Annotated in this window: 10 protein-coding genes and 1 pseudogene; 2 read left to right on the top strand and 9 right to left on the bottom strand. The window is 34.8% G+C overall.

The annotated features are described in order from the left end of the window. Positions 1-10: 10 nt before the first annotated feature. The 9 genes from HPY74_03935 to HPY74_03895 all read right to left on the bottom strand — a co-directional run bounded on the left by HPY74_03935 (position 11) and on the right by HPY74_03895 (position 11618). Positions 11-1102, bottom strand: coding sequence for an aldo/keto reductase (locus HPY74_03935; protein NSW89828.1), 1092 nt, complete (start codon positions 1100-1102; stop codon positions 11-13). Further along, entirely contained in the window at positions 1092-2447 is a 1356-nt protein-coding gene (locus tag HPY74_03930; GenBank protein NSW89827.1) for a radical SAM protein, read from the bottom strand. The genes HPY74_03935 and HPY74_03930 overlap by 11 nt, the downstream gene beginning before the upstream one ends. Positions 2448-2461: 14 nt before the next feature. Then, the gene (locus HPY74_03925; GenBank protein NSW89826.1) at positions 2462-3805 is read right to left on the bottom strand and encodes a radical SAM protein; all 1344 of its coding nucleotides are present in this window, start codon (positions 3803-3805) and stop codon (positions 2462-2464) included. Between the two features lie 99 nt (positions 3806-3904). Then, positions 3905-4057: a hypothetical protein gene (locus HPY74_03920; GenBank protein ID NSW89825.1), complete on the bottom strand. Its 153-nt coding sequence runs from the start codon at positions 4055-4057 to the stop codon at positions 3905-3907. 399 nt (positions 4058-4456) lie between these two features. Beyond that, a complete protein-coding gene (locus tag HPY74_03915; GenBank protein ID NSW89824.1) occupies positions 4457-6136 on the bottom strand; it encodes an extracellular solute-binding protein in 1680 nt (559 codons plus the stop codon). A gap of 109 nt (positions 6137-6245) precedes the next feature. Further along, positions 6246-7157, bottom strand: a complete 912-nt coding sequence (locus HPY74_03910) for a carbohydrate ABC transporter permease (GenBank protein NSW89823.1) — start codon at positions 7155-7157, stop codon at positions 6246-6248. 42 nt (positions 7158-7199) lie between these two features. Beyond that, the gene (locus HPY74_03905; protein ID NSW89822.1) at positions 7200-8156 is read right to left on the bottom strand and encodes a sugar ABC transporter permease; all 957 of its coding nucleotides are present in this window, start codon (positions 8154-8156) and stop codon (positions 7200-7202) included. Between the two features lie 174 nt (positions 8157-8330). Next, a complete protein-coding gene (locus tag HPY74_03900; protein NSW89821.1) occupies positions 8331-9983 on the bottom strand; it encodes a response regulator in 1653 nt (550 codons plus the stop codon). Beyond that, positions 9984-11618 (bottom strand): sensor histidine kinase, encoded by a 1635-nt coding sequence (locus HPY74_03895; GenBank protein ID NSW89820.1) that lies wholly within the window; start codon positions 11616-11618, stop codon positions 9984-9986. It abuts the gene before it with no gap. Positions 11619-12227: 609 nt separating this feature from the next. Between HPY74_03895 and HPY74_03890 the strand changes: the two are divergent. After that, positions 12228-12386 (top strand): annotated as a pseudogene (locus HPY74_03890) (ribbon-helix-helix protein, CopG family). A 45-nt stretch (positions 12387-12431) separates the two neighbouring features. After that, positions 12432-13022 (top strand): Uma2 family endonuclease, encoded by a 591-nt coding sequence (locus HPY74_03885; protein NSW89819.1) that lies wholly within the window; start codon positions 12432-12434, stop codon positions 13020-13022. The last annotated feature ends 159 nt before the right edge of the window (positions 13023-13181 follow it).

Below are 13181 nucleotides of genomic sequence, written 5' to 3'. Positions count from 1 at the left end.
GTTAATGGCTTTACTGAGAACCATTGTATGCAGAAATTGAGGAAAGCCTTTTATGTGCAGCTTTTAGCATTTCCCTAATTGGAAGTTTAAATGGGCATCTCTCTTCACAATGACCACACTGTACACATTTTAACGCGTTTTGTCTAATATGGCTGTATTGTTGGACAGGCCAACCTGTACTTCCATATTTATGTAAATACTCATCCAGTCTTAAAATAAGAGGAATATCAATATGCTGCGGGCAGCATAAGCAATAACCACATCGGTGGCAGAATTTTTCCCTTTCTAAACCCAGACTGTCAATTTCACTAATAATATTGACAATCTCCTGGTCTGAAAAAGGTTTAAACGTTTCTTTGAAAGTAATATTTGCTTCGAGTTCCTCTATGGTCTTTACCCCCGCAAGTATAGATGATATATTGAAGGATAGTACAAATCTCAAAAGTGTCCTGGTAACAGTGCCGGTATATTTATTCAAAACTGCAAATATGCTACTGTCTTTTTCAAGGAAAGCCCCACCCCCGAAAGGTTTCATACCAAGAATACCTATATTCATTTCTTGAGCAAGCGGAATAAGTTCAGAAAGGGCTTCCCTTTCTACAATATTAAACAAAACCTGCACAGTATCGAATTCACCTGTCTTTATAGCTTTTGTAAGAACAGTGGGTGAGTGGCCTGTAATACCCGTATACCTGATTTTACCCTGTTCCTTAGCACGTTTCAATGCTTCACAGGCGCCATCAGGTTCCAATACCCTGTCAAGCATTTCCAGGCTATCGATCTGATGCAACTGATATACATCTATATAATCCGTTTTTAAGCTGGTAAGACTTGCATCTATATCTCTCATTGCACCTTCTTTTTTTCTCTGAGGTGTCTTAGTAGCAATACAAAATTCATTTCGCTTTTTCTGCATAACAAACCCAGCTTTTTCCTCACTATTCACATATGCTCTCCCCAGTTCAATAAGGTTTATTCCAAGTTCATTGGCTTTCATTATTATCTTTACAGCCTCTACATTAGAAAGAGCTGGGAAATAAAGCCCTCCGAGACCTATAAACGATACATCCAGATTTGTCCGACCTAGCTTTCTATATTGCATTTTCATCTTTCCTCCATCTCTGCAGCATCCTGCAATTTAATTTTATGGCCTCATTTATATAAAATTTTAACGGTATACAACGGACATCTTTATGTAAATCATCATTCTGAACAACATCATACAAAGGACATCCTCCTCCCATACATATGGGAAGTATATTGCACTTGCGACATTCTTCCTGTGAAAATGGACTCCATGTATTCCATATGATATATTTCTTGTCGTTTTCCAGAGAACTGTTATCTTTTAAAAGATTTCCCACACATTCATTTTTATCCCCTATAAGCAAAAAACATCTGTAGAGATCTCCTTCTTCCGAAATGCCAAAACAACTATCTGTCATACAGGGAGAAATACTTATTTCAGGAGATATGTCAATCTTCGGCCTGAAACCACTCTCATAAACCAGTGGATAAAGTTTGGAAAGCCTGTCCCCAAATTCTTTACTACTTAGACCGTATTTCTTGATAAACTCAAAGCAGTGTGAAGTAAACGGCATTACATGCGCCAGTTCAATAATAGTAGTTCCAGGCAAATTACATTGTCTGAGAGAATCAAGCAGGCTTGTAATATTATGGCTGTTCGCATTCGTTGAATCAAGATTTACCCTTAATGCTACATCCATTTTTGCTGATATATCTTTGAGATTTTTCATAATAACATCAAAAGTTCCAGAACCGTTAATCAAAGGTCTTCTTTGATTATGCACCTGGCGCGGACCGTCCACTACAATCTGAGCTATACGTACACCATACTCATACAGTTCTTCCGCCATATCTCTGTCAAAAAGATATCCGTTTGTAAAGATGGATGAAACATAAGCTATGCCTAGTTCTTTTGTAATTTTCATTAATCCTTTTGAAAGGCGAATAATAACATCAGGCGCAAGTGTCGGCTCACCTCCTGTCCATACAATGTTCAGAACTTTTCTGCTTCCGATTCTTTTTTTTACAAACTCCAGCAATGCGTCCTGCACCTCTTCCGGCATTTTATTATTTCCACAACCTTCATAGTAGCAATATTTGCAGGCAAAATTACAAGCACTTGTAGGAACAATATATAACCGAAATATCGAAAAGGATGATTTATTATTTTCATACCGCTGTTTCAGGCATTTAAGTTCATCAATACTGTCTTCAACAATAAAACCGCCTTTCTTAAGCTGAACAGCCAGGGTATGTATTTCAGGGTCCGCTTCGTCCTCTTTATATCCAGTATCTATTATTGCTTTATAGATATCATAGCTTTTTTTATCCATAGTGGCGAGTGTTCCCCACATACTGTTATAAAATAGGATTGACCCGTCATCCTGCTCTGTCAGAATATTAAACATTGATGCTTTCAAGCTACTCCCTCCCTTCAGCCTATCTTTTTCATAAGCCTCCGCTGCTTATACATAATTTTTATCAACTCCGGCATGCAGTATCTTATATGATTACAATGGTCCATTGAATTAACAATTTTATCCTTCACAAGGGATTTGCGCGGGCAGCCACCCATACAAAGTGGCAGGACATTGCATTCATGGCACATCTTATTTTTAAACATATCCCATGCCAGCCACTTTAAAGATCCATTCAATATTTTTATATCCTCGCCGATTTCTCCTACACTTTCTAAATGATTTCCTATAACATCCCAGCATTTGTACAGCTTTCCGTCAGGACCTATAAGAAATGCGTCTTTTTTTGTAGATGAACAGTGTGCCAAATTATTATTTGATATTACTGCCAGTGGTACTCCTCTTTCCACTGCCATATCCACAAGCCTGACATATACCCTTGAAAACTCTTCAGGAGTAAATGTAGCATCATTGACTTGACCGCATAAATACTCATGAGGTTCAACTTCTGAAATACCCAGCGATATTTTATTTTTAATCTTGTACTCCTCCAGCTTGTCTATAAATACCGGAAAGGAATCCACATTTTCTTTTCCTACATTCATCCTTATTGAAATCATGAATTCTTCGTATATTTCTTTTGCTTCCCTGATATTGCTTAATATTCTGTCAAACGTTCCTTTGCCGTTTTTGAGCCGTCTTACGCTATCATGGTATTCCGGTGCACCATCAACCGTTATTTGTGCCCTTGTAACTTTGTATTTTTTTAGATTTTCAGCAACTTTCCGACTTAATAAGTACCCGTTAGTGATAACCATAGAGTCATACCCGGCATTTTTATCACCAGTAATTTTTATAAACGTTTCTGAAAGGCGGTAGATTGTCTCAAGTGCCAGCAGTGGTTCTCCACCATACCATGTAATGGAAAGATACCCGTCATCCTCCAAATGTTCCTTCACATAATCAATTACTTTATTCTCTGTTTCCCTGCTCATATATTTGGGTTCTTTGTGATTCTCATAGCAGTATACGCAATCAAAATTGCAATCCAGGGTGGGCGCTATGGTTAATCCAAAATTTTTACTGTGTGAGAATCTGCTTTGAACATCAACTACCTTAATATAATCAACTTCGTTCATATCATCGTCTATTATAAAGCCTCCCCTTTTAAAATCCGCAATAGTTGCCAATACCAAAGGATCCAACATATCAATTGCATCTTCTCCACCCTGTAATGTAATTTTTTTGTACGTTTCATATGTACTTTTATCAAGTTTGACAAGGGAATTCCTAAAACTGTTGTACAGAAGTTTTTCTCCATTTTCGGTATCCACAAAAATATTGAATACGGAAGCTTTCATCAAGTCTACACCATCCTTTAACATAAGTATTATATTTTGAATTACACTTTGTCTTTATAAAGCAGAAAACAGAAGTTTCATAACTGTCATTAAGCTACATTAATAGCAACTGCTATATGCCGTCATGCTGCAATAACAGGGCGTTTTACTTGGGCACGAACACATATGTGAGGGACAGTGCCCGGATATGCACCAACAAGTAGTATTCTCAGCTTCATCAACAATTTCATTCGGCTCGATAATCCATTCCATAATACTGACCCCCTTTCTTGCATGTATAGTTTATATTAAAGTTAACAGAAAATGTAATAAAGATTTATATAGACAGGTATGAACACCTCTGTTTCTGCCATACTTTGTCTCTGCTTTCTGTTTTAACAAATTTCGCGATTGATTCCACATGTATTTATTCAGGGAGCTGGTTATTTATGAGTGGCTCAATTGAATTTGAATAAATGAGTATGCTTTTTATAAATATTGCTGTCATATAATTCTGATTATTGAATTAATCATTCTAACATTAAGTTCCAATATTAAAATCAAGAACTAATAGAAAATCAGATAGTTTATAAAGGGCCGCTATGCCTTAAGGGCTCTCTTTTAAGAGAGCCCCCCTTTATTTATAGTTTTTATTTACTTACCATTATTTACTTACCAGCCTATATCATCTCTTCCTGCTGCTTTCTTGGCAACATATTCCGTTAACTCATCGATACCTGCCTTTTTATACGTTTCTCTAACAGCATTTAGTATTTTTAAAGCTTCTTCGTCAGTAGGTACATATATGGCTCTTATAAATTCATCCCTATAGTTAACTAGCGCAACTGCATCTCTAAATTCCTGAATTTTCGGCCAATCCTCCTGAAGAGCGTTAGCACCAATCTTGTCAATAACTACAATTGGAGCTCTAGCAGCAACTTCCTCCAGCCATTTGTCATATTCGGTTTTTTCTTCTTCCGGTTTCGGCCACTTGGTATATGCAAGAATAAATTCGCGCATAATTTGTATACCCGAATCTCTTAATGCATTGGGGTCGCTGTCCATTTTTTGTTTCCATTCAGGTAGCCACTTTGGTTTTCCGTTTACAATTTCATAATGTACACCCTCAATACCCCAATAAGCAAGCATTTGTCCTTCTTCACTGTTCATAAAATCGAGGAACCTTAAGACATCTTCCGCCTTTTTGCTAGTTGCACTTATAAAAGTTACGGCACCTCCACTTGCACCTTTCCTCTCAACTTGTGTTTGAATATTTCCACTCTTATTCTTAAGAGGCCCAAGAAATTCGTACTTCATTTCAGGATTGGTCTTGTAAAGTGTCTCTTTACACTGATCAACGACACTATAGGCATGGCAGCCAACAGTAGCTAGTTTACCAACAGCCATTTTTTCTTTAGCCATCGTATCAGTATTGCTGAAAGCTTCAGGGTCAAAAAGACCTTCTTTCATAAGTTTTCTCATAAACATAAGCTTCTCTTCTTCATCTTTTGAGAAAAGATAATGTATTATCTTATCGTTTTCTTTTCTATAACTCGAAAGGTAATAATCTGACCAGGAATAAAGGTACGTTCGATAATCCCAACCGTTATGCAATGTACCTCCTGGAAATACCGGTTTACCATTTGCGTCTTTAAAGTTGCCCGCCTTAATTTTTTTCAAAAGTTCATATAGTTTCTCAGAACTATCAATCTCTCCAGGTTTTATATTCAGAGCTTTAAGGATATCTCCGCGAGCAAAAACTCCGTATCCCCAATTGTCCAAGTCTTCAGGCGAAGCAGGAGTTCTAAGCATAAAATATGTTTTGCCTCCAAGCTCAGGACGTTTTAAGTGAAATTCCAGAAATTCTTTAGAGACAAAAGTATGCAAATTGTTTTTAATATTTGGGTACTTGTCAAGGTAAGGATCAAGTGCTAGAATCTGTCCTTCCTGAGCAGCTTTTACAAGGATCTTGCCTTCTCCGTCATTCGAACCCCAGAAAGGTGCATATACAAAATCAGGCAATACACCCGAAGCAAACATTGTATTGAGTTTTTCTGTTTCCGGGATAGTTATTGATTCCATTTTAATTGTTATTCCTGTGAGTTCTCGAATTTTCTTTGCTACTGGATTATTTACCTGATCTTGTGGAAAACCTGCACCACCTCCACACCAGCAATGCAGCCAAGTAAGTTCAACCTCCTTTTTCTCCGTTTTTGCTGCTTCGCCTTTAATTGTCTCTGGTTTAGTTGTATCCGTTTTACTGCTATCACCTTTGCACGCAGCCAATCCGGATGTAAGTATTATAAGTGAAACAAAAAGACAAAGTAGTTTAATTGATTTAAGCTTTTTCATACTTTAATACCTCCTAGCATAATTTTTTTTATCAAAAAGGCATAGCGGCCTTTTATTAACTATCTGAAATTAACTACTAAGCTTGCTATAAAAGCTATGGTTTTATTTCTTATTCCTTAAGAGAACCTATCATAACTCCCTTAACAAAATACTTTTGGAGAAACGGGTATACACATAGGACTGGAGTAACAATGAGTATTGTAAATGTCACTCTTAATGACTCGGGAGTTACACCTCTAATTCGCATGGCTTCTCTTGCGTGCTGCACTGTTGAAGTTTCAAATGCCGTGGTACTCTCCTCAAAACTAGCCTCCGCTAGCAAGTAGCGAAGAAGCGTGGCGGCTGGCCTAAGCTTTTGCTCGTGTATAAAAAACTCACCTGTAAACCAATCATTCCAACAACCTACACTAACAAAAAGGGCTATAGTAGCAAGAACCGGTACGGACAAAGGCAGCATTATTTTAAAAAATATCACCGGATCGCTTGCTCCATCTATTCTTGCTGATTCCGGCAAACTTTCTGGTATAGTATCAAAGTACGTTTTAATAATAATCGCATTAAAAAAACTGTATAAAGAAGGCACTACAAGAACCCAGTAAGTATTGAAAATACCTAATTGTCTGTAAAGTACATAAGTAGGTATCAGTCCTCCGGAAAATAGCATAGTAAAGAAGAAAAAAAACACAATATATTTTCTCCCGGGAAGCCCTTTCCTGGATAATGCATATGCCATCATTGCTGTTAGCAGTACAGCTAGTATGGTTACGACAATCGTCCTGGATACTGAAACCAAAAAGGAGCTTAGAATCAACGGATGTTGGAAAGCTTTCTGATAGTTTTCAAGAGTGAATTCACGAGGAAAAAGGTAAATTCCTCCTCTCATAGCATCATAGCCATCGTTGAATGAAAGAACCAAAAAATATATAAAAGGGTATACTGTTGTAACTGCAAGTAATGTAAGTAAAGAGTAGTTAATTACCATATATATCTTGTCTGACATAGTAGCTTTTCTTGTACTCATGTATCTTTCCTCCAAATCGTAGCCTTTGTTTTCATTTATTGCCTACCAGAGTGAAATTTCGGTGTATTTTCTTGAAAGATTATTTACAGTTATAATAAGAACCATTGACACAAAAGATTTAAATACTCCAATTGCTGTTGCATATGCAAATTCACCCTGACGTATACCCCTCTTTAAAATATATGTCTCTACCACCTCTGAGACACTTAAGGTAGGAGGAGTTTGCATTAGATATATCTGTTCAAATCCGGCATTCAAAATGTTACTCAAGGACAATATAAGTAGTATGCCTATGGTAGGAGCAAGGCATGGTAAAGTTATTTTGAAAATCTTACTCCACCTTCCTGCACCATCAATTTCTGCCGCTTCGTATAAATTAGGGTCAATACCAGTTAATGCTGATAAATATATTATTGATCCCCAGCCGACACCTTTCCATATATCGCTCATAACAACCAAAGGGTAAAACAGGGACGACTGTCCCATGAAAAATATCGGTTCTTTTCCCAGCTGATATCGTATATCATTTAATATTCCGGCACTTGGAGATAGAATTTTTTGCATCAATGAAACTACCACAACCCAGGAAACAAAGTGCGGAAGATATGAAACAGTTTGTATTACACGCTTAAACCTATTATGTATAACTTCATTCAACATGAGTGCTAGTACTATCGGAGCAGGAAATCCAAAAATTAATTTTAATATACTTATAGCTAGGGTATTTTTTATAACTGTGTAAAATCTAGGATCCAGAAGAAATGCTTCGAAGTATTTAAAACCTACCCATGGGCTCCCTAAAATGCCTAAATTATATTTAAAATCTTTAAAAGCTAATAAAACTCCATACATTGGATAGTACGCAAATATCACGTACCAGATAATAGCCGGCAGCAAGAAAAGGTATATATGTCTAAAATACCATATTTTTTTTATATATAAACGTTTTTTATGTAATTTAATTGACGTTCTCAAAACACTTACAAGCTCGTTCCTCATTATTGTTACTAGCCCACCTCTCTAAAATATACCTTATACATTGATATAAATTTATGAAATACTGAAATATTACCCTATCAACCATAGGATAATTATAATTGAAAAAAGTACTAGTGTATATGGATTAAACTTTGATTCTTTTTGGACAAAACTTTGTTTTGTTTTTGATCTTTCTTAATACTTTAAAAATCGGGACTTGAATTGATCCTTATTTAAATTTTCAATTTCAGAGCATTCCTTACTCAAATTTCTATATTCTCCTGGAGTCATTCCAATCACTTTTTTAAATATGCGGTTAAAATATTGCTGATCCTGATATCCCACACTATACGAAATATCGGAAATCGTCAATTCTGTCTCCTTTAATAATTTACAAGCCCTTTCAATGCGAATTTCCATTAGATACTTGGTAATATTTTCCCCCGTTTCCTGTTTGAAAAGAAAAGAAAGATAATCGGGGTTAATAGCATATTTCTTTGCCAATTCTGCGACTGTTATTTTACTGGCAAAATTTTTTTGAATAAAAGCTTCTATATCTTCAATAATTTTTTTACAGTCAGCTCTAACTAATTTTTTATCTTTTAAAGTATCGACAATCTTTGAATAAAGGTAATCAACAATTTGGCGTGAGTTCTCAAAAGAGTCAATGACTCTGCCAGATAAAAATTCAGAATCTGTTAAACCTTTGATATCAAATCTATTGCAAACTTTCAAGAGGCTGCTGATTACCTCGGAATAGGCCAACCTTATATAAATTCCGGGTATGTCCACGGCTTCTTTAGATGAAAAAATATCATTTAAAACATTTTGTATGCCATTTAAATCATAAATTTCCATACATCTCTCTAAAAGTTTGAACTTATGCTTAGAAATAGAAAATTGGGAGTATCCATTGATTTCTTCATAAAAAAATATTTGATTGCCCCCTTGAATCAGTCTCCGGTCAAAGGCAATAGAGGCTTGCTTATATATTTTATTTGACAGCTTACCTTCAACCCCACTTACCGCAATCGTTATAGAAATATTTAAGTACTTCTGGATAAAAGAAAATGCATTTATAATAAATTTTTTGCAGGATCTCTTAAGCTTATTCTCATCACTGTCATAAAAAAGTAAAAACAACTGATTTACATCTTTTAGGTTATCGACAAAAATTTTGCCGCAATCAAAATCAATTTCATTTAATATGTTTTTGATGGAAAACTTAATAAGCTCCAAATCTCCCACTTTAAAAGATGACTGATAAAAACTCGAGCTATCTACATGGAGCAGTGCAAGAATATAACTGGTATTTTGATCAACGTTTGGTAAGTTGATTTGCTGTAACAAAATCTCTTCTTCAAGGGTCTGGGAGGAAAAAAATATCTGGTTAAGAATTTGTTCCTGGCGTACACTTTCTCTCTCTTTCTCAAAAAGTAGAACTTCCCTGGCATTTTTTTCAGCTTTTCGATAGTTGGAAATTTCTTCTGTCACTCTTCTCATTATTTGTGCCAGTTTTTTATCATCAATTGGTTTTAGGATGTAGCCACTAGCACCCATATTCAGCGCTTGTTCAGCATACTCAAATTCGGCATACCCACTGATTACGATAAACTTCATTTGAGGGTACTTTTCACGGCAGTTTTTAATGAGTTGTATTCCATCCATAACCGGCATCCGAACATCGGTAATAACAATATGTGGACGTTCCGACTCTATCATAGCCCATGCTTCTTTTCCGTCAGAAGCTTCCCCAATCCAGGAAAACTCGATCTTGTTGTGTACAAGTTTAGCAATTATACCTCTTCGAATCAGTTTTTCATCATCTACAATCAATATTTTATACACTTATACCTCCCCTTTACTTTCCCTATAATAAGGTAAGGTGATAGTTACTCGCGTACCAACATTTAATTGGCTCTCAACCGAAACACCATAAATATCTCCATATACTATTTTAATCCTTGCGTTCACATTCTTCAACCCTATGCTTTTCTTTACTTGCTCTATTTCATTATTATCAATCTGATTGATATACGCATTCAGCTCTTCTACTTTCCCTGGAGGCATTCCTACACCATCGTCTTCGACAGTCAAAAACAGCACGTTATCATGAACTGTACCGGAAATTAAGAGATGTCCCTTTTCTTCTTTTCCATCAAGACCATGATTTAGGGCATTTTCTATAATCGGTTGCAAAATAAATTTTAGCACCTTACATTCTGACAATTCCTCGGGAATATTATATCGTACTTCAAAACACCCTTCAAACCGCATCTCTTGTATATAAATATAGTTCTGTATATGGTTAATCTCTTCTTTAAGAGACACAAATTCGTTTTTTTTCATATTTATGTTATATCTGAACATATCTCCTAGTTTCTGACAAATGTTGCATATATCAAAGCAATTATGGATAGCAGCAATTGCACTGATACATTCTAGTGTATTGTAGAGAAAATGTGGATTAATCTGGAGTTGTAGCGCATTTAGCTCAGCTTCTCTTTTTTCCAGCCGTTGAATGTAATTCTCATTGATGAGACTTTTTAGTCTTTTCACCATATTATTAAATTTTCTATCTAACAGTCCCACCTCATCATTCCCTTCGATAACATTTGTAATTTGCAGTTTTCCTTCTTCTACCATTTTCATTTTTTGAACGAGTAAATGGAGTCTTTTTGTAAATAATTTAGAAAACATTAAGGCTAGACTAACAGAGATTATTAAAATAACAGTAACAATAAGAAAGATAAGCATGCTAAGTGCTCTTATCTCTGACTCCACTTTATCATAAGGGAAGAGTGCAACAACCTGCCATCCATAAGGAAGAATATTCTTATTGACTACAATTTTCTTTTTCCCACCATCTCTGATTAGACCATTTTTAACTTTTCCATTAAGTATGTCTTGATTATTTAGGATGTTATCAGCACTGTTTATGTTATCATTGAATATAATATTTCTTTCTTGATCTAAAATTAATATCTCCATGGGATTTTTTTCAGACATTTCCTTTGCTAATCTGAATATTTCATTTGCCTTTAAACTTACTTGTACAATACCTAGATGTTTAGTAAAATCACCTTCATTTATGTTTATTATCGGTCTTATTATGGATAAAAGCCTGAAATTATTTATTTGAGATGTATGAAAGAAATAATTGTAGAAAATCTTCTTTTGTTTGATATTTTTAAACCATTCCTCATCTTTAACATGCTCAATATTTCTCAATAACATACCATCCAGGGGCAAATCTGTATTGTATGTATACAAAACAATCAGGTAAATATCTTCTTCATTTTTCTTTAGAAATACACTTGTTATTTCTTTCCTTAATTTGTTAATTGTCTCCATAATATTCATAGGAGTAATTTCATTTTGCCTTGACATAATATCTTGTACTACTCCGTTTTCAGAAATAGCATCTGCCATACTACGATACAAGTTTAGTTTATAATTTACATTTGCTATATATTGTTCCACTACTTGTTCATAAGACGAAAGAATCTCACTTTCAATTATCTTCTGAAAATGAAAACAATATGCAAAAGTTAAAAATATGAAAGTAACCGTCACAAAAAAAACTATAGAAAAAATGTATTTCCGTGACATACTTGTATTATTCGCTATTCTCTGAAGTAGATTTTTCATTCGGGTTTTTATAATATCACTTCCTTTTATGGATAAAAATGTAAACCTCCGGGCTCTTTCTAGCTTTCCCGTCTCGCATTGAGATTTTAAAAAATACTTATAAGAACCCTTCTCTATTAAAAAAAGTTTACTATGCTTACACAGTTTTTATGATTACATATAGGTAGCATTTTTTTCTATTTTATCACATACATACGAATTTTTAAACCGGATTTATAATAAATTTTATGATTTTTATTGTTACAGTTGTCCCTGCCCCCTGTTTACTATCAATATTAATTATTTATTAAACAGAAAACGGAGAAAAGCATAAAAAAGTTCAGGTAATTATTTTTCTTGACAATATACAAAGTTTGTATATAATATTTGTATAAATTACTTGCATGTAATGTTCAAATACAATATTTAGTACAAGTCTTGCATTTATGGGGTGATATTTGAATGCAGAATGTTACTGTTAATCTTTCATTTAAAAAAGATTTACTGGAGAAAATTGATAAAGTAGCCAAACAAGAATCCCGCTCCAGGTCAGAGCTTATAAGGGAAGCAGCCAGACAATATATAGAAAGTAAAGAACCACCAAAAATTAAATATGAGTATCTTGATATAAACCCGGAAAAGCGTGAAGCTGTTGAAAATTACGTCATGGAAATAGTCAGTAAATATGAAGATTATGAAGGTGAGAGATATACCTACAAAGATTATCTGCAATGGCCTGAAGATGAGAGATGGGAACTTATAGATGGTGTTCCATATAATATGAGTCCTGCTCCTTCAAAAAGGCATCAAGAAATTACTGGAGCATTGTTTGTAGAATTTTATAATTATTTAAAAGGTAAACCTTGCAAAGTTTACATTGCTCCTTTTGATGTGCGTATGGCTGGTGAAGGAGAATCAGATGATGAAGCTTCTACAGTTTTACAACCTGATATTGTAGTAATCTGCGACAGATCAAAATTGGATAAAAGAGGGTGCAAAGGAGCTCCCGACCTTGTCGTAGAGGTTATTTCACCGCATACGGTAAAAAAAGATATTATTAGAAAATTTGACTCTTATGAAAAGTTTGGAGTTAAAGAATACTGGATTATAAGACCTGAAGAGGAAACAGTTACAGTTTTTAAGCTCAATAAGGAAAATAAATATGGACGTCCGGAAATATACTGTAGGGCTGATAAAATTCAAGTTGGGATTTTTGATGATCTAATAATATCACTGGAAGATATCTTAAGGGAATAAATAGAAAGTGGTCTGCAATTTGCTGATTTTCTAAGCTAACTGCGAAGTTGAAAACAACTGTTATAGTAATATTACAGGGTACTAAAAAAAGACTTTACCCCAAAATTTAACGAAGGAATGCATATTAGAAGGAGATTGATAAAATAATAACGAATTTTC

The organism is Bacillota bacterium, from assembly GCA_013314855.1.
Lineage (GTDB): Bacteria > Bacillota > Clostridia > Acetivibrionales > DUMC01 > Ch48.
This window is presented reverse-complemented; position numbering and strand designations above follow the sequence as displayed.